Annotated in this window: 22 protein-coding genes; 7 read left to right on the top strand and 15 right to left on the bottom strand. The window is 71.7% G+C overall.

Annotated features, from left to right (window positions below; all coding sequences use genetic code 11):
- Positions 1–61: 61 nt before the first annotated feature.
- Together K3769_RS18790 and K3769_RS18795 are read right to left on the bottom strand one after the other, a co-directional pair.
- A complete protein-coding gene (locus K3769_RS18790) occupies positions 62–835 on the bottom strand; it encodes a glucose 1-dehydrogenase (protein ID WP_267027564.1) in 774 nt (257 codons plus the stop codon).
- Between the two features lie 96 nt (positions 836–931).
- Positions 932–1,336 carry a hypothetical protein gene (locus tag K3769_RS18795; protein WP_267027565.1) on the bottom strand — a complete coding sequence of 135 codons (405 nt, stop codon included), beginning with the start codon at positions 1,334–1,336 and terminating at the stop codon, positions 932–934.
- A gap of 96 nt (positions 1,337–1,432) precedes the next feature.
- On the opposite strand from K3769_RS18795, the gene K3769_RS40930 reads away from it, so the two are divergent.
- A complete protein-coding gene (locus K3769_RS40930; protein WP_267027566.1) occupies positions 1,433–2,467 on the top strand; it encodes a helix-turn-helix transcriptional regulator in 1,035 nt (344 codons plus the stop codon).
- Positions 2,468–2,545: 78 nt separating this feature from the next.
- Here the strand turns inward: K3769_RS40930 and K3769_RS18805 are convergent, their stop codons facing one another.
- Complete coding sequence (locus tag K3769_RS18805; RefSeq protein ID WP_267031435.1) at positions 2,546–2,902, bottom strand: YbjQ family protein; 357 nt, start codon at positions 2,900–2,902, stop codon at positions 2,546–2,548.
- A gap of 18 nt (positions 2,903–2,920) precedes the next feature.
- On the opposite strand from K3769_RS18805, the gene K3769_RS18810 reads away from it, so the two are divergent.
- A complete protein-coding gene (locus tag K3769_RS18810; RefSeq protein ID WP_372514977.1) occupies positions 2,921–3,058 on the top strand; it encodes a sigma factor-like helix-turn-helix DNA-binding protein in 138 nt (45 codons plus the stop codon).
- A 102-nt stretch (positions 3,059–3,160) separates the two neighbouring features.
- Here K3769_RS18810 and K3769_RS18815 read toward each other — a convergent pair whose 3' ends face one another.
- The 4 genes from K3769_RS18815 to K3769_RS18835 form a co-directional block, all read right to left on the bottom strand.
- Positions 3,161–3,874 carry an AAA family ATPase gene (locus tag K3769_RS18815; RefSeq protein WP_267027567.1) on the bottom strand — a complete coding sequence of 238 codons (714 nt, stop codon included), beginning with the start codon at positions 3,872–3,874 and terminating at the stop codon, positions 3,161–3,163.
- A gap of 107 nt (positions 3,875–3,981) precedes the next feature.
- Positions 3,982–6,366, bottom strand: a complete 2,385-nt coding sequence (locus tag K3769_RS18820) for a phosphoketolase family protein (RefSeq protein ID WP_267027568.1) — start codon at positions 6,364–6,366, stop codon at positions 3,982–3,984.
- Positions 6,367–6,613: 247 nt separating this feature from the next.
- The gene (locus K3769_RS18825) at positions 6,614–7,477 is read right to left on the bottom strand and encodes a universal stress protein (protein ID WP_267027569.1); all 864 of its coding nucleotides are present in this window, start codon (positions 7,475–7,477) and stop codon (positions 6,614–6,616) included.
- Between the two features lie 725 nt (positions 7,478–8,202).
- Positions 8,203–8,895: a response regulator gene (locus K3769_RS18835; protein ID WP_267027570.1), complete on the bottom strand. Its 693-nt coding sequence runs from the start codon at positions 8,893–8,895 to the stop codon at positions 8,203–8,205.
- 268 nt (positions 8,896–9,163) lie between these two features.
- On the opposite strand from K3769_RS18835, the gene ppdK reads away from it, so the two are divergent.
- The 3 genes from ppdK (at position 9,164) to K3769_RS18850 (ending at position 13,190) form a co-directional block, all read left to right on the top strand.
- Entirely contained in the window at positions 9,164–11,860 is a 2,697-nt protein-coding gene (gene ppdK, locus K3769_RS18840) for a pyruvate, phosphate dikinase (protein WP_267027571.1), read from the top strand.
- 148 nt (positions 11,861–12,008) lie between these two features.
- A complete protein-coding gene (locus K3769_RS18845; RefSeq protein ID WP_267027572.1) occupies positions 12,009–12,461 on the top strand; it encodes a pyridoxamine 5'-phosphate oxidase family protein in 453 nt (150 codons plus the stop codon).
- A gap of 90 nt (positions 12,462–12,551) precedes the next feature.
- The gene (locus K3769_RS18850; RefSeq protein ID WP_267027573.1) at positions 12,552–13,190 is read left to right on the top strand and encodes a CBS domain-containing protein; all 639 of its coding nucleotides are present in this window, start codon (positions 12,552–12,554) and stop codon (positions 13,188–13,190) included.
- 201 nt (positions 13,191–13,391) lie between these two features.
- On the opposite strand, the gene K3769_RS18855 is transcribed toward K3769_RS18850, so the two are convergent.
- Together K3769_RS18855 and K3769_RS18860 are read right to left on the bottom strand one after the other, a co-directional pair.
- Complete coding sequence (locus K3769_RS18855; protein ID WP_267027574.1) at positions 13,392–13,985, bottom strand: Rv1733c family protein; 594 nt, start codon at positions 13,983–13,985, stop codon at positions 13,392–13,394.
- Between the two features lie 122 nt (positions 13,986–14,107).
- Positions 14,108–15,007, bottom strand: coding sequence for a universal stress protein (locus tag K3769_RS18860; RefSeq protein ID WP_267027575.1), 900 nt, complete (start codon positions 15,005–15,007; stop codon positions 14,108–14,110).
- A gap of 176 nt (positions 15,008–15,183) precedes the next feature.
- Here K3769_RS18860 and K3769_RS18865 point away from each other — a divergent pair, with 176 nt between their 5' ends.
- Both K3769_RS18865 and K3769_RS18870 read left to right on the top strand, forming a co-directional pair.
- Positions 15,184–16,119, top strand: a complete 936-nt coding sequence (locus K3769_RS18865; protein ID WP_267027576.1) for a universal stress protein — start codon at positions 15,184–15,186, stop codon at positions 16,117–16,119.
- 214 nt (positions 16,120–16,333) lie between these two features.
- A complete protein-coding gene (locus K3769_RS18870; RefSeq protein WP_267027577.1) occupies positions 16,334–16,984 on the top strand; it encodes a CBS domain-containing protein in 651 nt (216 codons plus the stop codon).
- Between the two features lie 198 nt (positions 16,985–17,182).
- On the opposite strand, the gene K3769_RS18875 is transcribed toward K3769_RS18870, so the two are convergent.
- The 6 genes from K3769_RS18875 to K3769_RS18900 form a co-directional block, all read right to left on the bottom strand.
- Positions 17,183–17,740 carry a flavodoxin domain-containing protein gene (locus K3769_RS18875; protein ID WP_267027578.1) on the bottom strand — a complete coding sequence of 186 codons (558 nt, stop codon included), beginning with the start codon at positions 17,738–17,740 and terminating at the stop codon, positions 17,183–17,185.
- Between the two features lie 86 nt (positions 17,741–17,826).
- A complete protein-coding gene (locus K3769_RS18880; RefSeq protein WP_267027579.1) occupies positions 17,827–18,558 on the bottom strand; it encodes a CBS domain-containing protein in 732 nt (243 codons plus the stop codon).
- Between the two features lie 13 nt (positions 18,559–18,571).
- The gene (locus K3769_RS18885; protein WP_267027580.1) at positions 18,572–21,310 is read right to left on the bottom strand and encodes a bifunctional acetate--CoA ligase family protein/GNAT family N-acetyltransferase; all 2,739 of its coding nucleotides are present in this window, start codon (positions 21,308–21,310) and stop codon (positions 18,572–18,574) included.
- Between the two features lie 373 nt (positions 21,311–21,683).
- Positions 21,684–22,574 carry a universal stress protein gene (locus K3769_RS18890; protein WP_267027581.1) on the bottom strand — a complete coding sequence of 297 codons (891 nt, stop codon included), beginning with the start codon at positions 22,572–22,574 and terminating at the stop codon, positions 21,684–21,686.
- A gap of 96 nt (positions 22,575–22,670) precedes the next feature.
- Positions 22,671–23,576, bottom strand: a complete 906-nt coding sequence (locus K3769_RS18895; RefSeq protein ID WP_267027582.1) for a universal stress protein — start codon at positions 23,574–23,576, stop codon at positions 22,671–22,673.
- A 147-nt stretch (positions 23,577–23,723) separates the two neighbouring features.
- On the bottom strand, positions 23,724–24,353 hold the full coding sequence (locus K3769_RS18900) for a DoxX family membrane protein (RefSeq protein ID WP_267031436.1): 630 nt from the start codon (positions 24,351–24,353) through the stop codon (positions 23,724–23,726).
- Positions 24,354–24,379: the final 26 nt, after the last annotated feature.

Raw genomic sequence — 24,379 nt, forward strand, 5'->3', positions numbered from 1 at the left:
ATCCACCCACCGCCGCAGCCGCGGTTCGCGGCCGACCGGGCCCGGAGCCGGCCGCATCACGTCAGAGGGCCATGCCGCCCGTCGCGTCGATGACCTGACCGGTCACCCAGCGTGCGTCGTCGGAGGCGAGGAAGGCCACGATGTCGGCCATGTCCTCCGGCCGCCCGATCCGGCCGAGGGCCGCGAGGGCCGCCGCTTGCTCCTCAGCCTGCGGATCGTTCAGGAGGGTGGCCGCGCTGGCATCGGTGAGGACGGTTCCGGGGGCCACCGAGTTGACCGTGATGCCCCGGGGGCCCAGCTCCTTGGCGAGCGTCAGACTGAAGTTGTCCAGGGCGCCCTTGGTGGCGCCGTACGCGATCATCGCCGGCGTGGCCAAGCGGGCTACAGAGCTGGAGATGTTGATGATCCGGCCCCCGTCACGCAGGCGCGGCAGTGCTTGCTGAGTGATGAAGAACGGTGCGCGTACGTTCACTGCGAAGACCTGGTCGAATGCGTCCTCGGTCAGCGACTCCAGGGCTGCGAAGTCTCCGATGCCGACGTTGTTGACGACGATGTCGAGCTTCCCGTCGAGCCCGTGCTCCGTGCCTGCGGCGTCGAAGGCGGCCCAGAGGCGGGCCGCGTCGCCGCGATCGCCCAACCCCGCCCGGAACGCGAAGGCTTGCCCTCCGTTCCTGCGGATGGTCTCGACGGTTTCGCTCGCCGCCGTCTCGTCGCGGGCGTAGCTGACACCGACAGCGGCGCCGTCCTGGGCGAGCCGCTCCGCGATCGCGCGGCCGATGCCCCGGCTGCCGCCGGTGACCAGTGCGACCTTGTCGCTGAGTTTCCCTGCTGTCATGGCGGAGGACCGCCTCCCGTTCGTCGCGTCGTGTCTTGAAGGGGTCTTGAGTGCTGAGTGGAACCGAAGGGAAGCGAAGGGAGCCGAACGGAACGCCTAGACCAGCGGTTTGTGTTCGGGCCACCATCGTTGGACGGCCTCGACGATCGTGAACGGGCTGACGTTGAAGCAGAGTTTCGCGCCGGGTGCCAGCTCGTGGGTGGTGTTGACCAGCACTTCCAGGAGCGGGGTCAGCTCCGGGTCGAGACGGACGCCGGCGCCGATCAACACGAGGTCGTAGTCCTTGGCGGTCAGCGCGGCGCGGTACACCGCCTCGGCCGTGCGGCCGTAGTCGAGCAGGCAGACATCGACGCTGAGGCCGAGTTCCTCAAGCCGCGCCCGACCGGCGGCCAGCCCGGCCCGGACCGCTTGCGCGTCGATCTCGGGGAACGCCGCCCGGGACGAGGGCGCGTCGTCCACCAGCGCGGGGTCCAGTCCGACGTTGAGCAGGGACGGGGTCATGTCTGCTTACCTCCGGTGACCTGGGGCTTCTCGGGCCAACGGTAGGCGCCCGGAGGCCGGCGGGCCCTCCCATATTTCTGGGATAGCGTGGGGAGGGTGAGTTCCCCGATGGTCCGGCGCGAGACCGTGCGCGACGTCGAGGCGCTCTGCCGTCTCGACCTCGACTCCCGGGAATTGCGCCGCCGGATCGTCGACCGGCTGGCGCGCCTGATCGCGGCCGACTCCTACTGCTTCAGCACGATCGACCCGATGACGCTGCTGACCGCCGACCAGGTCAGCGCCGGACTCGTGCCGGAGGCGGCCCCGGCCGCCGCGCACAACGAGTACCTGGTGGACGACGTCCTGAAGTTCGCGGCACTGGCCCGCGGCGAGGTGTCCGCGGGCACGCTCGGTGCGGCCACCGGCGGTGATCCGGAGTCCAGCCACCGCTACCGGACCGTGCTGCCGATGATCGACGCACAGCACGAGTTGAGGGCCGGTTTCGTGGTGGACGGCCGGTGCTGGGGTGTCATCGCCCTCTTCCGCGGCGGCGAGCGGATGGACTTCACCCCGGTCGACGTCGGCGTCCTGCGGAGGCTGTCCGCCCCGGTCGGCGCGGCCCTGCGGCGCGCCGCCCACCGGATCCCCGACGACGACGCCGCGGGGCCGTCCGAGGCCGGGGTGCTCCTGCTCGACCAGGACCTGCGGCTGTTCTCGCAGAACGAGGCCGCCCAGCTCTGGCAGGACGAACTGGACCCGTCGGAGGCGGAACTGCCGTCGGCGGTCCTTGAGGTCGCCGCGCGGGTGAGAGGTGCGGAGCTGCCGGCGTACGGGCGCGTCCGCGGACGCTCGGGACGGTGGCTCTCCGTCCAGGCCTCGCCGTTGAGCGGTGGCCCGCACCCGGCGGCCGTCGCCGTGACGGTGCATCCGGCGCCGGCCGCCGACGTGGCCGAGATACTGCTGCTCGCCTACGGCCTCACGCCGCGCGAGCGGGACGTGCTGGCGCGGGTCGTCGCCGGCCTGCCGTCGCGGACCATCGCCGTGGAACTGCACATCACCGCGGCGACCGTGCAGGACCACTTGAAGAACATCTTCGCGAAGACCGGCGTCCGCAGCCGCAGCGAACTGGTGGCGACGATCCTGGGTTTGTGACCGCGGGACCGTCCCGCGCTCCACTTCTCGGAGCGAGCGGATCGCTCCGCCCGCCCCGCGTTGGGAACTCGCCTGGTGCTAGGCGACCGGAACGACGACCACGGCCGTTCCGTAGGCACAGACCTCGGTGCCGATGTCCTGAGCCGTCGTGACGTCGAAACGCATGGCGAGCACGGCGTTCGCGCCGCGGGCACCGGCGGCCTCGATCAGGCGCTCCATGGCCTCGTTCCGGGTCTGCACCAGCGTCTTGGTGAGGCCCTTCAGCTCGCCGCCTACGACTGACTTCAGCCCGGCTCCGAGCTGCGATCCCAGGTTGCGAGAACGCACCGTGAGCCCGAACACCTCTCCCATGACCTCCTTGACTTCGTATCCAGGTACGTCATTGGTCGTCACGACGAGAACGTTCGAGCCTTCCGGGACCTGAACGAGCAGCAGCGGACCGGCATTCAGCTCATGTACCACCTCGAATGCAGCGTTGCCCAAGCCGCCCAGCGCCTCGGCATCCCGCCCGGCACCGTCAAGAGTCGCGCCTTCTACGCCATGCGGGCGCTGCGCAGGACGCTGGAGGAGCGGGGCATGCTCGGCGAGTGACAGAGCCGGCCTCCCGCGCCTCGACCGGGGGTCGGCGCGGCGGCCGTGGGGACGCCGAGGGGACGCCGAGGGGACGCCGTGGGGACGCCGAGGGGGCCCTGACTACGGGTCGACGACGTGCCGCAGATAGGCGTGCGGGTCGGCGAGATAGCGGCGCCAGTGATCCACGATGCCGAGTTCGCCCCAGGCGACCCTCCGCATACCCTCCTCGCCGACCTCGACGATGTCCGCGCCGGGCAGCGCGGTCAGCAGCGGGGAGTGGGTGGCACAGACGACCTGGCCGCCCTCCTTGGCCAACCGGTCGAGGTGTCCGATCAGTTCGAGGCAGGAGGTGAAGGAGAGCGCCGCCTCCGGCTCGTCGAGGACATAGAGCCCCGCGTGCAGGAACTTGCCGCGGAACGCCGCGAGGAAGCCCTCCCCGTGGCTGACCCGGTCCGGCGAGAACCCCTCCCTGTCGAGAGCGTCCAGGGCGGTCTCGGCCCGCAGGAAGAAGCCCTTGCGGGCCGACCAACTGGTGGCCATACGGCGCCCGCGTCCGGCGGCGGCGTCGAACTTCATGTGCTCACCGAGGACCGACCTCTCACGCGGGGAGGCGTAGCGCCAGTCGTGGGAGCCGCCGTAAGGGTCCAGGCCGAACCCTTCCGCCAGCGCCTCCACCAGGGTGGACTTCCCCGAGCCGTTCTCACCGACCAGAAAGGTCACCGGCGCGGTGAACCGCAGCCCCTCGTCGAGCAGTTGCCGGACGCACGGCACCGACCACGGCCAGGCTTTCTCGTCGTACGAGGAGAGGTGGGCATAGGCGCGTTCGATAATCACGCACCCAGTGTCACCCGGACCCGGACGGCACCCGGACACCGATCGGCGCACGGCCACCTGCCGGTGGAGGCCCGCGCGGCTCCGGGCGACGGTTCGAAACGGTGGCCTCAGCCGTCCCAGGTCCAGTCCGCGACCTCCGGCAGGTCGGTGCCGTGTTCGCGGATCCAGTCGTGGTGGCGCAGCCGGGTGTCCTCCATCAGCTGCCGTACGGGGGCGGCCTTCACGGCGAGGCCGGGCACGCGGTCGATGACGTCCATGACCAGGCGGTAGCGGTCGAGGTCGTTGGTCACCAGCATGTCGAACGGGGTCGTGGTGGTGCCGATCTCCTTGTAGCCGCGTACGTGCAGGTTGGCGTGGCCGGTACGGCGGTAGGCGAGGCGGTGGATCAGCCACGGGTAGCCGTGGTAGGCGAAGATGACCGGCTTGTCGCGGGTGAACAGCGCGTCGTACTGCGAGGCGGGCATGCCGTGCGGGTGCTCCTCCTGGGGAAGCAGCCGTGCCAGGTCGACGACGTTGACCACGCGGACGGTCAGGTCGGGCAGATGCCGGCGCAGCAACTGCGCGGCGGCCAGCACCTCCTGGGTGGGCACGTCGCCGGCCGCGGCGAGCACGACGTCGGGTTCGCGGGCGCCGTCCTCCGTGCCGGCCCATTCCCAGATCCCCGCGCCCCGGGCGCAGTGCACCCGCGCCTGGTCCATGCTGAGCCAGTCGAAGCACGGCTGTTTGCCCGCCACGACGACGTTGACGTAGTCGCGGCTGCGCAGCACGTGGTCGGCGACGGACAGCAAAGTGTTGGCGTCCGGGGGCAGATAGACCCGGACGACCTCAGGGCTCTTGTTGAGGACGTGGTCGACGAAGCCCGGGTCCTGGTGGGAGAAGCCGTTGTGGTCCTGACGCCACACGTGCGAGGTCAGCAGGTAGTTGAGGGAGGCGATGGGGGCGCGCCAGGGCAGGCGGCGGGTGACGCGCAGCCATTTGATGTGCTGGTTGACCATGGAGTCGACGATGTGGACGAACGCCTCGTAGCAGGAGAACAGACCGTGCCGGCCGGTCAGCAGATAGCCTTCCAGCCAGCCCTGGCAGGTGTGTTCGGAGAGGATCTCCATGACCCGGCCGTGCCGGTCCAGGTGTTCGTCCACGGGGAGGGTGTCGGCCTGCCAGGCCTTGCCGCTGGCGTGGAAGACGGCCTGGAGCCGGTTGGAGGCCGTCTCGTCCGGGCCGACGAGCCGGAAGTCACGGCGTCCCGCGGTGTGGTGCATGACGTGCTCCAGCAGGTCCCCGAGCACCCGGGTGGGTTCGTGCAGGGTCACACCGGGTTTGTCGACGGCGACGGCGAACCGGTCCAGTTCGGGCAGCGGCAGTTCGCGCAGCAGCAGACCGCCGTTGGCGTGCGCGGTGGCGCCCAGGCGCAGGGCGCCTTCGGGAACGCAGGCCAGCACCTGCTCACGCGGGCGGCCGTGCGCGTCGAAGAGTTCCTCGGGGCGGTACGAGCGCAGCCACGCCTCCAGTTGCCGCAGGTGCTCGGGGTTGTCGCGGACGGCGGACAGCGGGACCTGGTGGGCCCGCCAGGTGCCCTCGACCTGCAGACCGTCGACCTCGGCGGGGCCGGTCCAGCCCTTGGGGGTGCGCAGTACGATCACCGGCCAGTGGGCCCGCTGTGTGACACCGTCCTCGCGTGCCGTGCGCTGGATGAGGTCGATCCGCTCCAGGGCGTGGTCCATGGCGACGGCCATGTCCCGGTGGACGGTCATGGGGTCGTCCCCGGTGACGTGGATGGGTATGTGCCCGTAGCCCCGCAGCAGCGAGTCGAGTTCGGACTCGGCGAGCCGGGCCAGCACCGTCGGGTTGGCGATCTTGTAGCCGTTGAGGTGCAGGATGGGCAGCACCGCCCCGTCGTGCACCGGATCGAGGAACTTGTTGGAGTGCCACGAGGCGGCCAGCGGGCCGGTCTCGGCCTCGCCGTCGCCGATCACGCAGGCGACCAGCAGATCCGGGTTGTCCAGGGCCGCTCCATAGGCGTGCGAGAGGGAGTAACCGAGTTCGCCGCCCTCGTGGATCGATCCGGGGGTCTCGGGCGCGACGTGACTGGGCACGCCGCCGGGGAAGGAGAACTGCCTCAAGAGTCGGGCCATGCCCTCGGCGTCGCGGCTCACGTCCGGGTAGGTCTCCGAGTAGCTGCCCTCCAGCCAGGAGTTGGCCAGCACGGCGGGGCCGCCGTGTCCGGGCCCCCAGATGCACAGCGCGTCCTGGCCCCGGGCCTTGACGACGCGGTTGAGGTGGGTGTGGACCAGGTTCAGGCCCGGGGACGTACCCCAGTGCCCGAGCAGTCGCGGCTTCACGTGCTCGGGACGCAGGGGTTCGCTCAGCAGGGGGTTGGACATGAGGTAGATCTGCCCGACGGCCAGGTAGTTCGCGGCGCGCCAGTGGGCGTCCAGGACGCGCAGTTCGTCATCCGTGATGGGGGTGGGCGCCTGCTGGGGGGCGTCGCGCATGATGGGTTCCCTTCCGGGGTCGCGGTCTCCTGCCGGTACGCACTCGGGACCACCCTCGGGCCAGGCCTCGCGGCGCCGACAGGGCCGGTCGGCCCCCAACGGCACGCGATCGGGCCCTGTCGGCGGAGACCGCACGGCCGGGGTGGACCGTGCGCGGGTCCGTGTCGTCGGCGAACAGGCCGCGTCCGGCCGGCGCTACCGGGTCGCTGCCCAAGACCCGGACACGGCGCCGCGACCCTCGTACCGCTCAGCCGAGGCCCGTACCGGCGTGCCCTGCGTCTCCTGCGTGCCCTGTGGGAACGAACAGCACCGGGCAGTGGGACCGGTGCAGCAGCGCGTGGGTGACCGGGCCCCGGGGCGGACCGGCAAGGCCAGGACGCCGACGGCCGCCGACGACCACGACGGCGGCCTCGCGGGTCGCCTCCAGCAGCGCGTGCACCGGCCCCGAGCGCACGGTGCGGGTCTGCACCTCGACGTCGGCGTACTTCTCCCGCAGGGCGGCCACGGCGAAGCGCGGCACCGCCTGCTCCGTCCGGGCGTGCCGGGCGAGTTCGTCCGCCACCCGGCGCGTCGGTATCGGCGGCGCCTGCTCGGGCAGCAGGTGCGGGTAGCCCCAGGCGTGCAGGATGCGCAGCCCCGCGCCGCGGCGTACGGCCTCCTCGAACGCGAACGCGGCCACGTCGGCGTCGGCGTCGCTCTCCAGTCCGAGCAGTACGTCACCGCCGTGCGGCCGGTGGTCGCCGCCCACGACGAGCAGCGGACCGTGCGAGTACGCCGCCATGCGCAGGCTCACCGAGCCGAGGACGAGACCGGCGAGGGTACCGAGGCCGCGGGCGCCGACCACGGTGAGCGCCGCGTCGCGGCCGTGGCGCAGCAGTGCCTGTACGGCGCCGCCCTCGGCCGCCGACGCCGTGACCGGCAGGCGGGGGTGACGCTCCCGCGTCCGGGTCACGGCGGACGCCAGGATCGGTCCCGCCTCGTCGGTGTCCGGCACGGCGTACACGATGTCCAGGGCCGCTCCGCGCAGTTCGGCCTCGCGTGCCGCTCGGTCCAGGGCCCGTACGGCGATGATCGAGCCGTTCACACCGACGGTCACGTACGGGGTGGTCATGACTGTGCCTCCTCGTCCCTCGCCGCCCGGTGCGCGCCGGCGAGGCTCTGTGGTGAGCCGTCGATCCCCGCGGCAACGTGGCGGAGCATGACGCGTACCTCCCGCGTCCAGGTGGGTTCGTTCCCCTCCCTGGCCCAGCCTGGCGCGGGAAGCGCTTCGTGCAGCAGGGGCCGCCCAGTCCTTTCCCCAGGACGTTCGGCCCCGCCTTCGCGGGGGTGTTCCCCCGCGCCCGGCTCCCGCGCTCCCGCGTCCGCCGCGGGGATCGGGCACGGGCCCTCCCGGGCCCGCGACGGGGCCGTTCGGCCTTTCCTCCCCCGCTGCCGCCCGCGCCACGCTGAACCGGTCGCCGCAAGGCGGGGAGGAGGATCCCATGTCTTCCGCAACCACGGCACAGCAGCCGTCCGCCGTTCTCCGGGCGGCCGGTGCCCTCGGGTGTCCCGGCCGAACTCCGCGAGGCCGCCCACGCCGAGGGAGCCGCCCTGTCCCTTCCCGGCCCTGGTGAGACCGAGCGGCTGTTCCGTCGCGAACAGATCCCGCTACGGGACTTCGGTGCCTACCGTCATCCGGACGTGTTGCCCACAAGGCCCTTCGAGAGGCAGACGCTGATCGCCCTGCTGTCCACCGCGCACGCCCACCGGACGGACTGGCTGCGCGCCGGACAAGCCCTGGAGCGCGTTCCGCTCTCCTCGGCGTGGCCGTCCGCGCTCGTGCTCGGCGCGTGGGACTCAGTGTGCTTCGTGCCTGCGTCTGTCCTCGGCCTGGGTGGCGATGACGGCGGCCTGGATGCGCCGCTCCACACCGAGCTTGGCGAGCAGCCGCGAGATGTGGTTCTTCACCGTCTTCTCGGCGAGGAAGAGCTGCTGGCCGATCTGCCGGTTGGTCAGCCCCTTGCCGATCAGGGCGAGGATGTCGCGTTCCCGCTCCGTCAGGCCGGGCAGCGCCTCCGGCTCCTCCTTCGGCTGGTCCCCCTCGCGCAGCCGGGCCATCAGTTTGGCGGTGGCGCTCGGGTCCAGCAGGGACTGGCCCGCGGCCACCGTACGGACGGCCGACACGAGGTCGGCTCCCTTGATCTGTTTGAGGACGTAGCCGGAAGCCCCCGCCATGATCGAGTCGAGCAGGGCCTCCTCGTCGTCGAACGAGGTCAGCATCAGGCAGACCAGCTCGGGCATCTGCGAGCGCAGCTCCCGGCAGACGGTCACGCCGTCACCGTCGGACAGCCGGATGTCGAGGACCGCCACCTGCGGCCGCAGGGCGGGAACGCGGACGAGCGCCTGCTCGACGGTGCCGGCCTCGCCGACCACCGTGATGTCCGGCTCGTCGTTCAACAGATCGCGCACCCCGCGCCGGACCACCTCGTGGTCGTCCAGCAGGAAGACCCGGATCGAACCGTCGGGGCCGGGTCGTGCACTGTCCGCCATCGGATGCTCCCTGTCGCGCGCCGGACGCCGTCCGCACCCGTGCGCGTACCGGCTTCTTGTACTTCTGGATCCTTCCCCCTTCAAGGACGAACGGCCAGGGCCGGTCGGCCCTGTTTTCCCGGGCGAACCGGCTCCCGACGCCCGCCAGGGGGGCCGACCGGCCCACCCGCAGGGACGTCCAGCACCTGCCACTCCTGCCCGCGGCCACCCGACGCTGGAGGGACACGAGCACATCGAGCCGGGGCGCCGAGCCGAGGAGCACAGGGACATGGGCCGTTACGTGTACGACTTCACCGAGGGCGGCCGTGACATGGCCGGCCTGCTCGGCGGCAAGGGAGCGAACCTGGCCGAGATGACCGGGCTGGGCCTTCCCGTCCCGCAGGGTTTCATCGTCACCACCGAGGCCTGCCGTGCCTTTTTGGCCACCGGCGCCGAACCCGAGGGCATGTCCCGACAGATCTCCCGCCATCTGTCGGCCGTCGAGACCGCGGCCGGACGGGTGCTGGGACAGCCGGACGGCCCGCTGCTGCTGTCCGTCCGCTCCGGGGCCCGCTTCTCCATGCCGGGTATGATGGAGACGGTCCTCGACATCGGTCTCAACGACGCCTCCGTCCTGGGGCTGGCCAAGGCCTCGGGCAACGAGCGGTTCGCCTGGGACTCGTACCGCAGGCTGGTGCAGATGTTCGGCAGCACGGTCATGGGCGTCGACACCGAACTGTTCGAGCGGGCCATGACGCTGCTCAAGGAGCGGCGCGGGGCCCCGGACGATCTGCAGCTGGACGCGAGCGACCTGGCCGGGCTGGTGGAGACGTACAAGAACCTGATCCACGTCGTGACGGGCGAGGACTTCCCGCAGTCGCCCGCCGAGCAGCTGCGGCGGGCGGTCCTCGCGGTCTTCGGTTCGTGGAACGGCGAACGGGCCCGCCTGTACCGGCGGCGCGAGCACATCCCCGACGACCTGGGCACCGCGGTCACCGTGCAGCGCATGGTGTTCGGCAACCTCGGCCCCGACTCCGGCAGCGGTGTCGCCTTCACCCGCGACCCGGCCACCGGACGCGGCGGACTGTACGGCGACTACCTGTCCAACGCACAGGGCGAGGACGTCGTCGCCGGCATCCGCAACACCGTGCCCCTCGCCGAACTGGAACGGCTCGACCCGGCCTCCTACCGGCGGCTGCGCGAGCACCTGCGGACGCTGGAGAACCACTACCGGGACCTGTGCGACATCGAGTTCACCATCGAGCGCGGCACCCTGTGGATGCTGCAGACCCGGGTCGGCAAGCGCACCGCGGAGGCCGCGTTCGCCATCGCCGCCGAACTGGCCGACGAGGGACTCATCACCGCCGACGAGGCCCTGTCCCGGGTGAGCGGGGACGGCCTCGCCCACCTGATGTTCCCGCGGTTCGACACCTCGGTGACCGGTGACCCGCTCGCCCGCGGTCTGCCCGCCTCGCCGGGTGCGGCGGTGGGCGCGGCCGTCTTCGACTCCGCCGAGGCCGTACGGCGTGCCGCGGCCGGGGAGAAGGTCGTCCTGGTCCGCCAGGAGACCACCCCCGACGATCTGCCGGGCATGGTCGCCGCCCAGGCCGTTCTCACCAGCCGAGGCGGAAAGACGAGCCATGCGGCGGTCGTCGCCCGCGGCATGGGCAAGGTCTGCGTCTGCGGGGCCGAGGAACTCACCGTGGACACCAGGGCACGGCGTTTCACCACCGGCGACGGCGCCGTCGTCGAGGAGGGCACGGTCATCTCGGTGGACGGCTCCGCGGGTGCCGTGTACCCGGGAGCGGCCCCACTGGTCGACTCCGCGGTCATGCGGTACCTGGAGACCGGTGCATGCGCCGAGCAGTCGGACAAAGTGGTGGACGCGGTGGCTCGTTCCCTGCAACTGGCCGACCGGGCAAGGCGGTTGGAGGTGCGGGCCAACGCCGACACGCCGGAGGACGCCGCCCGGGCCCGCCGGTTCGGCGCCCAGGGCGTCGGCCTGTGCCGCACCGAGCACATGTTCCTCGGAGAACGCCGCAAGCTCATCGAGCAGATGATCCTGGCCGCCGACGACGACACACGCGAACGCGCCCTCGCCGCGCTGCTGCCCCTGCAGCGGAAGGACTTCGTCGGCATCCTCGAAGCGATGGACGGACTGCCGGTCACCATCCGTCTTCTGGACCCGCCGCTGCACGAGTTCCTGCCCGACCACACCGAACTCGCCGTACGCATCGCCACCACCGAGGCACACGGCGACCTGCCGGATCCGCACGACGCCGAACTGCTCGACGCCGTGAACCGCATGCACGAGGAGAACCCGATGCTCGGCCTGCGCGGTGTACGCCTGGGTCTGGTGGTGCCGGGCCTGGTCGCCATGCAGGTACGGGCCATCGCCGAAGCGGTCGTCGAGCGCAGGCGGGCCGGCGGCTCACCGAAGGCGGAGATCATGGTGCCGCTGGTGGGTGCCGTCGAGGAACTGCGCATCGAGCGCGAGGAGGTGGAACGCGTACTGGCCGAGGTGTCGGCCGAGTCCGGCATCGAGGTGACCTGCCCGGTCGGCACCATGATCGAGCTGCCCCGGGCCGCGCTCACCGCCGGCCGGATCGCCGGGCAAGCAGAGTTCTTCTCCTTCGGCACGAACGATCTGACCCAGACCACCTGGGGTTTCTCCCGCGACGACGTCGAGGCGGCGTTCTTCTCCGCCTACCTCGACAAGGGTGTCTTCGCCACGTCCCCGTTCGAGACGATCGACCGCGAGGGCGTGGGGCGACTGGTCGGGATCGCGGTCGCCGAGGGCCGCGCGGCCCGGCCCGACCTGACGATCGGGGTCTGCGGAGAGCACGGCGGCGATCCCGAGTCCGTGCACTTCTTCCACGCGGCGGGACTGGACTACGTGTCCTGCTCACCGTTCCGGGTCCCGGTGGCCCGCCTGGAAGCCGGACGCGCCGCCCTGCCGAAGACCGCAGCGAGCGACAGCCGATGAGGGGCGACAGACTCCGGCCGCGGGCCCGACCGGACCGGGTCGAGGGCCCAACGGCCCCTGGTGTGCGGCACGTCGAGCGCACTCGAATGATCTGATCCCGCACACCACGCACACCACCGTGCACACCGATTCCGTACGAAGGTCGCCCATGCTTCCCCACAATGCCGAGCCGGGTTCTCCCGGGCTTCGCGTGAGCGTCGAGCTCGACAGCGACGAAGCCCTGCGGTTGCTGGGCAGTGTGTCGCTGGGAAGGATCGTCTTCACCCAGCACGCCCTGCCGACCATCCGTCCGGTCAACCACGTACTGGACGCCGGGCACATCGTCATCCGCACCCACGACGGGGCGGCACTCACCACACGTACGCGGCAGGCCGACGGCCCTGGCGTGGTCGTCGCCTATGAGGCCGACGCCATCGATCCGGACACACACCTCGGCTGGAGCGTGGTCGTCACCGGCTATGCCCGTCTGGTCACCGACCCGCGCGAAGTCGCCCGCTACCAGACGCTGCTCCGGCCCTGGTTGCACCGGACCATGGACCACGCGGTCCTCATCCACCCCGATCTGATCACCGGAGTACGCCTCACGGAGACCGTCGGGTGAGGCGGGCCCCGGAATCGGGTGAGGCGGGCCCCGCAAGACGCCGCGGCCTCCTTCGAAGATGACCGCGATCGATACGTCCAGGGAGACATCATGCTCGGCATGCCGCACGTCGTGAACGATGTGATGACCCATACCGTCGCCACCGTGGGCCGCGGGGCCTCGTTCAAGGAGATCGTCCAGACGATGCAGGAGCGGAACGTCAGCGCCCTGCCCGTCGTGGGCGAGAACGGAGAGGTGGTCGGGATCGTCTCCGAGGCCGATCTGCTGCCCAAGGAGGAGTTCCGCGACAGTGGCCCGGACCTCCCCCGGTCCCGGCTTCGCGGGCTCACCGATCTCACCAAGGCCGGGGCGGTGACCGCCGGGGAACTCATGACCTCCCCCGCCCTCACCACACCCCCCGGCACGACGCTCGCCCAGGCCGCCCGGACCATGGCCCGCTCCGGGGTCAAGCGACTCCCGGTCGTCGACGGCTCCGGTTCGCTGCACGGCATCGTCAGCCGCTCGGACCTGCTGAAGGTCTTTCTGCGTGCGGACGAGGAGATAGCGGAGGAGGTCCGGCGAGAAGTCGTGGCCCACCTCTTCCCGCCCTCGTCCCGCGTGCGCACCGAGGTACGGGACGGGGTCGTGAAGCTCGGCGGACACATCGGCGACAGGTCACTCGTCCCCCTGGCCGCACGTCTGACACGGGCCGTGGACGGTGTCGTGGACGTCGAGTTCGACTTCTCCTGACAGGTGTCGCTTCTCCTGACAGATGCGGCTTCTCCTGACACCTGTTGTTTCTCCTGACAGATACCGCTTCTCCTGACAGGTGTCGCGCGGCTCGGACGCCCCTTCGGCCGATCGCCGACCCGATCGCCGACCCGGGCTCCGAAGCTGACTCCGCGCCGGACCCTGGTCCTGATCCGGTCCGGCCCACACCGTCGGCGTGCCTCAGCCGGTCCGGTGGCCCCACCGAGGCCCGACCTTCTCCCATTCCCGGGCCCACAGTTCGGTGGCACGGCGCTCGATCCGCAGCCGGACGAGCCGTCCGCCCGCCAGGACCGCCAGACCGCCGCCGACAGCAGCGCCCACCCCGGTCAGGACCGCGCGTGCCTCTGCCTCCGTCGGGCCCATGGGCGTGGGGATCAGGTGGCCGTTCCCGTCCGTCCAGACCGTCGCCGTGGCACCGGCGTCCGCGCCGGCCCGTACGCTCGCGCGGTCGATGTGCACCGTCCCCTCGCCATCGGTCCACCGCACCTTCGCCCGCACATGTGTGTAGGTGGCTCCGGTGCTCACGTCACGCAGAGCGGCCGGCGCGGTTTCGAGAAGCACGGCGGACACTTCCCGGCCCTCCGCACGGCTGCGCGCCATCACGTCCTCGATCACCAGGGCGGAGGCGAGTCCCGCAGCGATCGCGCCGGCCGCCGCCAGCACCCAGGTGGCCAGGACGACCCACGCTTCCGCCCTGTCGCTGTGCCGCCGCAGAGGATTGTCCCGCCGTCGCCATCGCCATCCCAGGACCGTCGTGCGCCTGGCCTTCCCCATCGGTCGCACCCCCTTCGCCTTCCGCCCTGCCTTCCGCCCTGCCTGCTGTCCTGCCCTCTGTCCTGCCTTCTGCCGGGCATCGTTCCCGTCGGCTCGCTGCCGCTCCGGTCAACTCGGTGCGCTCACAAGAGGGGCACCACGGCGACGGGACAGCTCACGTGATGGACGGCGGCGTGGGTGACGGGTCCGGTACGCGGTCCGAGGGGACGCTCGGCCAGGTGATGACCGACCACCAGAAGACCCGCCGTGGAAGCGGCCTTGATCAGCACCGAGGCCGCTTTGCCCTGCGGTACGCATTCCAGGACTTCGACGTCGGGGTACTTGTCCCGCCACACCTGAAGCACCGCGGACAGGAAACCCCGCCACTCCCGTGCCTGCTGCGGCCGGTCCGCGAGAGCGACGTCTCCCGGGCCCAGTTCGAACGCGGAGGGCGCCTGCCAGGCGTAGAGGACCCGCAGCCGGGCACCGCGCGACCGGGCCGCCGCGAAGGCGAAGTCGATCACCGTGTCGCTCGGGTCACCGGCATCGAGACCCAGCACCACGTCGCGGTAGCAGGTGCGATCGGAGGCGCCCCCGTCCGCCTCGGGAACATGCTCGTCCTGCGGTTCCTCCCCCGCCCGTACGAGGACGACGGGACACGTCGCCTTCGCCACCACGCCGAGGGCCACGGAGCCCACCAGGAAGCCGGTGAAGCCGCTGAGCCCACGCGACCCCAGGACCAGCAGTTCCGCACGGTCGGCTGCCCGCAACAGGGCGGCTGTCGCGGGCCCGTCGGCCTGCTCCTCGGACAGCCGGACCGCGGGGCAGGCACGGCGGACACGATCCTCCGCCCGGCGCAGTACACGGCGGGCCTGATGGCGCTGCGCCGCGTTCGCCGCCTCGCCGTCCTGGCGAGGATGCCAGTTGCGGGCGTGCAGCAACCACAGGGGACGTTCGCGGCGTACGGCCTCGCGGGCCGCCCACTCGGCCGCGGAGAGACTCTCGGCGGAACCGTCGACTCCGGCAATCACAGGCGCGAGCATTCCGCACACCTCCAGCATCCGGGTCTGCTTCTCATAGCCAGTGTCGTCCCTCCCCGGCCCCGGCAGCAGGGGCCGCCAGGGCTCCACAAGGGACCGTTCGGCCCCTGCGCGTACCGGGTCATCAGGACCCAGAGTCCGGAGGGTGGGGAGCCCCTCCCTCGGACCTCGGAGGCACCATGTCGACGCAGTGGGTGATGGTCATCGGAGACGACCTGTCGGCGCGCACGCGTGTCGTGAAGTGGGCGGCGTGTGAGGCGGCGCGGCGGGGGCTTCCTCTGCGGATCGTCCATGTCGCGCCGCGGGTGGAACACGGCACGCCCCGGTACGACGGGGGTCACCCGCGACCCGTGGCGAACCCCGTGGCGGCTCAACTTGCCCACGCTCACACGGGGTTGAGAGTCGACACCACGCACATCACCGGAACGGTCGTACGGGAAGGGCGTTCGCTGGTCCGGAACGCGCAACTGGTCGTCGTAGGAACAGGAACGGGTACGGGTACGGGTACGGGTACGGGTACGGGTACGGGTACGGGTACGGGTACGGGTACGGGCGCAGGCACAGGCACAGGCACGCCGGAGGAGTCCGGGTCCGCCGGTCCGTTCCCGAGTCCGATCGTCCGGGAGATCGTCGGGGGCGCCGCGTGCCCGGTCGTGTTCGTGCCCGGCGGTCCCGGCCCCGCGAGACCGCCGAACCGGCCCACCCGGATCACCGTCGGGATCGACGCGCGCGACCCCGCGGCCGGTGCGCTCGATTTCGCCTTCGGCACGGCTCGGCTGCGGCAGGCGCGGCTGCGGGCGGTGCACGCCTGGTCGCTTCCGCCGGCCGCCGCCGAACTGCCCTTCCGCGTACCGGAGAAGGACCGCGCCACGTGGGAGGACCACGAGGTGCAGCTGCTGTCCGACGTGCTGCGGCCGTGGCGTGAGAAGGACCCGACCGTGCCGGTCCTTGAGGACGTCGTCCTGTTCTCGCCGACCGAGGCGCTGCTACGCGATCCGGACAACGCCGAGCTCGTGGTGGTCGGACGCGGACGCCCGGTCGTGCACGGTCTGTCCGCCACCGTGGACACCCTGCTGCGGTCCACCGGAAGTCCGGTGGCCGTCGTGCCGGAGTGACACGGACGTCCGGCCCCCGGCATGGGTCGTTCGGCCCCTGTGGCACGCCCTGTGCGCGGCGCACAGTGAGAGGGACGAAGGCACGTACGAGGATCGCCGGCCGGTCTCCGTCCCTTCCTCGGGCCGACGGTCGTCCGCACTTCGGGAGGCTTCGATGTCCGACTCACCCTCCACCTCTCCCTTTGCCGGATCACCGCACACGGTGAGCGATGTGATGACCCATACCGTCGTCGCCGTCGGGCGAGAGGCGTCCTTCAAGGAGATCGTCGAACTGCTCGCCCAGTGGAAGGTCAGCGCACTGCCCGTGCTGGCCGGCGAGGGACGGGTCATCGGCGTGGTGTCCGAGGCGGACCTGCTGCGCGCGGAGGAGCTGCGGGATGCCGACGACGAGGCCACCGCCCGTGCGGGCGTCCCTCCGGAACGGGTCGCGGCGGGTGGCCCGACCGCGGGTGGCCCGACCACAGATGGTCTGACTGCGGGCGGTCTGACCGCGGGCGAGCTGATGAGCACTCCCGCCGTCACCGTGCATCCCGACGCCACGCTGCCCGAGGCCGCGCGCATCATGGCCCGCCGCAGGGTCAAGCGGCTCCCGGTCGTCGACAGGATCGGCCTGCTGCAGGGTGTGGTGAGCCGCGGCGACCTGCTGAAGGTCTTCCTCCGGTCCGACGAGGAGATCGCCGACGAGATCCGGCGGTCCGTCCTCATCCAGCTTCCGGTCACCACCCCCCTGACGGTCGGCGTCGCCGGCGGTGTGGTCACGCTGGGCGGAAGTCTGCCCGACCGCTGCCTCGTACCGGTGCTGACCCGGGCCGTGCGGGCCGTCGAAGGGGTCGTCGACGTACGCACCGAACTCGTGCACCGATGACGCACTTGATCGCTGCTGACAGTTCGTGACGGATCGAATCAACCGGCCGTCGCCCTGGGCACCGCTCAGGACGACGGCCGGCGCGCGAGACCTCGTGTCTCCCCAGCCACGAGGTTCTCGCGTGGATGTCCTCACAGCCGCGCGGGCAGGAGCGGGAGCGCCTGGCCCTCGGAAACCGTGGGAACTGGTCACGGTGTGTCAGCCTTTTCCTTCTCCGCTGCCTTCTCGGCTGCCTTCTCGCCCACGCTCCGCTGCCTGCTCGCCCACGAGTTCGGCGCCGATGCGCTCCGCCCACGCCTCGACCGCCCCGAAGTCCCGGAAGTCTCCGCCCTTTCCGGAACGCAGGATCAACCGGGCCATGTACCCGCGCGCACCTTCCTCGATGCACCCCCCGAACGTCACGTGCTCCCTGATGTCCAGCCGGCCCATGACGCGCCGTACGTCGGACACGGGTGGGATGTCCCGCTCCGAGGCCGACGCGTCGAGGGGCCCGCTGCTGAACAGCCACACCGGACGCGCCGCCAGTTGAGGGCGGTGCCGCCGGACGAACCGGCGGGCGTCCCGGTGCCAGCGTCCGGCGTACAGCGCGCCGCCGACCACCACGGCGTCGTACGACGCGACGCCTGCCTCCGCGGACGCGGCCGGCCGTGCGTCGGCTGTCAGTCCGTTCTTGCGCAGGACCGCCGCGATGGCCTCGGCGATCTGCGCGGTCGATCCGTTCTTCGTCCCGTAGGCGACCAGCACGCTCTCGGTCATGGCGGTACGCCTCCTTCCGCCCGGGAAACGGGTGAGAGTGATGTTGATGGCGATGGCGATGGGGATGGGGGATGGGGCGAGTCTTTCTACATCCTGCGCAGCCAGTCGTCGGCGACCCCGTGCGGCGCGTTCTCGTCGGCCCGGAACCGCGCGTCGTCCAGCCGGAAGGTGAGCTTGTCGACCACCGCGACGACACCGTCGATCTGGCGCGTCATGGAAACGGCGATCTCCGACTCGCTCTTGCGTTCCACGTGACCGGTGAGCGTGACCACGCCCTCGGTCACCGAGACGTCGACCGTGGTGGGCGCCAGCCACAGCGACCTGACCAGCACCTCGTCGACGACCTCCTGCCGGATCTCCCGGTCGGGCCGCAGAAACACCTGCAGCAGGTCGCGGCGGGTGACGATGCCCACGAGCCGGTCCTCCTCGTCCAGGACAGGCAGGCGTTCCACCCGTCGCCGGGCCATGGTGCGGGCGGCCTCGACGATCGTGTCGTCGGCGTGCGCCGTCACAGGCGGTTCGGTCATCAGCTGCCCCGCGGTCCGGGCCCTCGCCTTCACGGCCTGCCTGCGGACGCCGGGCCTCAGCCCGGCGAGCGAGAAGCGACGCTTCGGGGCGTACGGGTCGGGCGTCCGTGCCTGCCGAAGCATCAGGTCGGTCTCGGAGATGACTCCGATGACCTTCTCGTCCTCGTCGATGACGGGCAGGCCGCTGATCCGGTGCTCCGCGAGCCGCCGTGCCACCTCCTTGAACGGGGTGCCGTACGTGGCCCGGACGACCTCGGTCGTCATCACGGAACCGATCTTGTCGTGTTTCATGGTGGTTCCCTTCTCAGCGGAGTCGGCGCAGGTACGGGTCCTGGGGCCGGCGCGGCACCAGACGCACCCGCGCGTCAAGCACGGAGACCGCGCCCGGTGTCGCCAGAACGGGGTTGAAGTCGGCCTCGGCGAGCTGGGGGAGGTCGCTCGCCATGCGGGACAGGCGCAGCAGCACCTGTTCGAGGCCGGGGAGGTCGACCGGCCCGCTGCCGTGCGCGCCGAAGAGGAGCGGAGCACAGCGCGGGGCCGTGATCAGGTCGTGTACGTCGCGGTCGGTCAGCGGGGCGAGCCGGGCGGCGTGGTCGGCGAGCACCTCGGTGGCCGTGCCTCCGAGGCCGAACAGGACCAGCGGTCCGAAGACCTCGTCCTGGACGACGCCCGCGAAGAGCTCGGTGTCGCGGGCGGCCAAGGGCTGCACGACCACTCCGGTGAGCAGGCCCGCGAACCGTGTCTCCAGGTCCCGGAAGGCGGCACGTACCTGGGAGTCGCCTTGGAGATCGAGGTGGACGGCCCGCTGCGCGCTCTTGTGCAGCAGGCCCGGCCAGTGGGCCTTCATGACGACCCGGCCGTCGGGTCCGCGCAGCCGCTCGGCGACGGTCACGGCGTCGTCCTCGGTCTCCGCCCAGGCCCATTCGAGCTGCGGAACTCCGTAGCAGGACAGGAGTTCCGCACAGGTGTGCGGGTCCAGCCAGCCGCCGTCGGGGTGAGCGGCGAAGAAGTCCTCGGCGACCCGGTGAGCCCGTGGGGTGTCGACTCCGTCGAGATCCGGGATCGTGCTCTCGGGCCTGCTCAGCCACGTCGCGCGGTGGGCGGCGTGGGCCAGCGCCCGTGCCGCCGCCTGGGGTTCGGCGTAGGAGGGGACGGTGCCGCCGTCAGTCGTGGGCAGCAGCTTGACCGGCAGATCCTGTTCGAGTCGCACCGCCACGACCGGCCGTACCCACTGCGCGGGAGGTCCGGCCTCGCCGTTCGGGACCGGGCCCGGAGTCCGGGGCCGAGGCCGGGTGAGGGCCCGGACGAGGTCGTCGCCGGTCGCCGTGGCCACCGCCGTGGGGACGAGCGCCAGCAGGACGGCGTCGACGCTCGGCGAGCGGGTGAGCCGCTCCACGCACGCCCTGAGCTGTTCCTCGGTGACCCCGGCGGTGGCGTCGACGGGGTTGCCGACAGCGGCACCCTCAGGCAGTACGCCGAGCAGGTCGTCGACCGTCTCCGGGGTGAACGGCGGCAGGGCGAGCCCCGCCTCGGCACACGCGTCGGCCGCCAGGACGCCCGCGCCGCCCGCGTTGGTGACGATCGCGACGCGGTTCCCGGCCGGAAGTGGCTGGGAGTGCATCAGAGCGGCGGCTTCGAGGAGTTCGGCGACCGAGCGGGTGGCGGTGATGCCCGCCTGGGTGAACAGGGCCTGCCGCGTCATCGTCCGGGTGGCCGCGGCCGACGTGTGGGAAGCGGCGGCACGGCGGCCCGCGTCGGTACGGCCGGCGTCGACGGTGAGCAGGGGCATGCGGCGGGTGACCCGCCGCGCCGTGCGGGAGAAGGAGCGCGGGTTGCCGAAGGACTCCAGGTGCAGCAGGGCGAGGTCGGTGCGGCCGTCGCTCTCCCACCACTGGAGCATGTCGTTGCCGCTGACGTCGTACTTGTCACCGAGGGAGGCGAAGGAGGAGACACCGATACCGAGGCGGGAGAGTCCGTCGAGGAGCGCGATGCCGACGCCGCCGGACTGCACGGCCACGCCGGCGGTGCCGGGGCGCGGATGGTCGGCGGCGAAGGTGGCGTCGAGCCGCAGGCCGGGTTCGGTGTTGGAGACGCCGAGACAGTTGGGCCCCACGAGGCGCATGCCGTACGTGCGGCACGCCGCCATCAGCGCCCGGGCCTGGGCGCTGTCAAGGCGGGCGGAGACGACGAGCAGCGCCCTCACGCCTGCCTTGCCGCACTCCTCGGCGGCGGCCGGGACGGCGGTGGCCGGCACCGCGACGACGGCCAGGTCGGGCGTTACGGGCAGGGCACTGACCGAGGGGTAGGACGGCACGCCGAGGATCGACGTGGCCGCCGGGTTCACCGCGAACAGCCGCCGGCTGAAACCGCCTTGGTGCAGGTGGTGCAGGACGGCACGTCCCACGGAACCGGCCCTGCGGCCCGCACCGACGACCGCGACCGCGTCGGGCCTCAGAAGGGGTCGGAGGCTCGCGATGTCGGCGGCCCGCCCGCGCGCCTCCACGGCGGTCAGATAGGCGTCGTCCTCGGTGAGTTCCACATGGCAGCGCACCTCCGGCCCGTCGAAACGGCGGGCCGTGCGCAGGCCGAGGTCGGCGAAGAGCTGGAGGACCTCGTGGTTCTCACTGAGCGCGTCGGCGGTGAACGTCCGGATGCCCTCCGCACGGGCGGCCGAGACCAGATGCTCGACGAGCAGGGTGCCGATGCCCCGGTGGTGGAGTCCGTCGGCGACGGCGATGGAGATCTCGGCCGAGTCGCCCCCGCCCGCGGTGTCGTACTCGGCCAGGCCGATCACCTGTCCCTGCGTCTCGGCCAGCAGCGCCCGGTAACCGGGCCTCGGCGGTGCACAGGCACGCCCGGCGGCCATCTCGGCGGAGCGCCGGCTCGGCCCGAAGAAACGCAGCCGCAGGTTGTCCGGGGACATCTCCTCGTACAGCCCCTGCAGTTGGTCGTGATCACCTCGCACGACGGGACGGATGCACACCGTGGTGCCGTCCGCGAGCAGGGCATGGACCGTGGGTCGGCCGAGTACGTCGTCCGTCATCGCGGGTCTCCTCAAGGCTTCTGGGCACTTCGAGCATCCAGCGGTCCGGTCCGTGGCCCCAGGGGCTGTCCGGGGGCGGTGTCGGGGCCGGTCGGCCCCGAGGGAACGGGCCGCACGGCCGGTTCACGCGCCCGGCGCGCAGCAGCCCGAGGCACAGCACCCCGGGGCGCTCCCGCACTGCTCGCGGAGCGCTCCGGAGCGGCACACCCCGCGCAGCCGCGTCAGCGGGGACCGTCCGGACACCGGACACCGGACATCGGACACCGGACGCCGGACGCCGGACGCCGGGCGCCGGGCGCCGGGCGACACCGTCCGGACGGTCATCACCATCAACATGCGCGTCAGCGCGGCACCGGCACCGAGTTTCCTTTCCTCATTCCCCGGGCACTACGGCGACAGGGCAGGCGGAGTGGTGCAGCACCGTATGAGCGACGCGCCCGAGCTGGAGCCCGAAGTGCCCACCCCTGCGCCGGGCTCCGACGACGAGCAGGTCCGCGGAGGCCGAGGCGTCCAGCAACACCTTGCGGGCGGTGCCCTCGGCCGTACGCTGGTGCACTTCGACGGCCCGGTACTCCGTGGCGGCGTCGGTCATGGCCGCCTCCAGTACCTTGACCGCTCCCTCTTCGTGCAGGCGGGCCGGCTCTCCGGCCATCAAGGGATGGTCGGTGGTCTCGTACGCGGGACATCGCCAGGCCCGTACGGCCTCCAGGACCGCGCCCCGTCGCCCGGCCTCCTGGAAGGCGAAGCGCACTGCTGCCGAGCCGTCCTCCCCCTCGCCCACACCGAGCAGGACGCGCCCGTGCGTCGCGCCGCCACCACTCCTGTCGTGCCGTCCCCGCAGGACGACCACGGGGCAGTGGGCGTGCGCGGCGACCGCGAGACTCACCGAACCGAGCAGCAGTTCGGCGATGGCGCCACGGCCGCGTGAGCCGAGGACCACCAGGGCGGCGGTGCGGGCCTCGCGTACCAGCGCCGGCACCGGCGCGTCAGGCAGCACCTCGGTCTCGGTCCGCACCTCGGGCCGACGGCCGCGGGCCCGCCGGTCAGCGGCTTCGACGATCCTGTCGTCGAAGAGTTGCTCGGACGTCCTGCCGAGGCCCTGGGCCAACGAGGCACCTTCGTAACGCTCCCACAGGGATGCGAACACCAGTCGGAGCGGCACTCCGCGCAGTGCGGCCTCGTCAGCCGCCCAGTCGACGGCGTGCAGGCTCTCATCGGATCCGTCGACCCCGACCACCAGCGGCTTTTCCATCACCTTTTCCATCACCCTCACCCTCCTGACCGTCCTGTACGACCGCTGTCTTCTGTCTTCGTGAACGCCTCTTCCTCTTCGGCCCTACGCGTCAGTGGTGCACCCGTGTCAGTGGTGTGCCACGACGGCGACGGGCGCGGTGGCGTGGTGGAGGACGGCGTGCGTGACGGGGCCGACGTGCACGCCGAGGGGGTTCGTCCGGATCCGTCGCCCGACGACGACCAGGGAGGCCTCGCGGGCCGCGTCCACCAGGTGGTTGGCCGCGCTGCCAAAGCGGGACCGCTCAACGACCTCGACCGTGGGGAACCTCTTCCGCCACGGGCTCAGCACCTCGGTGAGGGCCGCGACCTGCTGCTTGGCCAGCTCTTCATGGAGTCCGGGGTCCGCCGGGATCCCGTACGCGTAGTAGGGCGGAGGGTTCCAGCCGTGCACGACCCGCAGGCCCGACTCGCGTCGGGCGGCGGCGTCGAAGGCGAACCCGATCACCGTGTCGTGCGGGCTGTCGGTGTCGAGGCCGAGAAGCACGGGGCGGAAGGGGCTCGCGGCGGAGGGGATGCCGGACGGGTCCGGCGCGTGTTCGTCGGCGGCCTGCTCTCCCGCCCGGACCAGAACCACGGGCCGGTCGCTCTGGGCCACGACGGCCTGGCCGACGGACCCCAGCAGGAAGCCTCCGATGCCGCTCATGCCGCGGGAGCCGAGGGCCAGCAGTTCGGCGTCCTTCGCCACGCGCGTCAGCACGTCGCGCGGTGAGCCGCTGAGCTGTTCGACGCTCACGTCCACGCCGGGGTGGCGCAGCCGGAGGCCGTCGGCCGCCTCCCGTGGAATGCGCTCGGTCCAGTGCTGTTGCGTCTCCGCGCCGAGCAGCGGTGCCTGGGCGATCGGTTCGGGGACCGGCTCCCAGACATGGACGAGCTTCAGCGGCAGGCCGCGCAGTTTCGCCTCGCGGGCCGCCCACTCGGCGGCGGCGTGGCTCTCGGCCGATCCGTCGAGACCTGCGACAACGGTGCGGACCATGATGGTGCCTCCTGACGGGTGATGTGGTTCCAACTTCGTGGCGCGGGGGTGTCTGAGGCAGGGGCCGCTGGTCCCCGACCGGGGCCGAAGGGCCCTTGGACCGACGGAGGCGGCGGGCCCGTGACGGGTCCGCCGCCTCCCGGGCGGTCACCGCAGCCAGGCGTGGTCGCGGACGACGGGCAGTTGGGCCCAGACCTTGCCCAAACCCCAGGTGGCACCGGCGGCAGCCGCCGCGAGGGCGATCAGCGCGACGGCGTAGATCACGTGGTAGTCGACGAACGGGTTCGTCGACATGCTGGGCGCGCCGTCGGACAGGTGCTTCGCCGGCGGCCACTCCGCGATCCACATCAGCGCCATCATCGCGATCCCGGCCAGCGCGGCCAGCCGCAGCGCGACCCCGGCCATGACGGCCACTCCGACGCCCAGCAGACCCATCATGAACAGCCAGTCGGCCCAGGTCGCCCCGGCCCAGTCATGGAACGTGGACTCCATCGGACCGGCGGCCACACCGCTGAGGAAACCCTTGGTCGGCGAGCCGCCGTCGATCCAGCCCTTGCCGGACGGCGTCGCGTAACCGAAGCCGAACGTCTTGTCCAGAAAAGCCCACAGGAAGACGAACCCGGTCAGCAGACGCAGCGACGCGAAAGCGTAGGCACGTGCGGTGTGCGTGTCGCTGAGCATCGCCACCCCGTCCTCGGATGCGGGTGCGGTCCGGTTCCCCCGCAGCGACGGCAGGTGGAATCGCGGACTGCGGTGCGGGTGCTCGTGCACGGCCATGGTGGTGATCCCTTCGAGTTCGGTCC

This window comes from Streptomyces ortus, assembly GCF_026341275.1.
GTDB classification, from domain to species: Bacteria; Actinomycetota; Actinomycetes; order Streptomycetales; family Streptomycetaceae; genus Streptomyces; species Streptomyces ortus.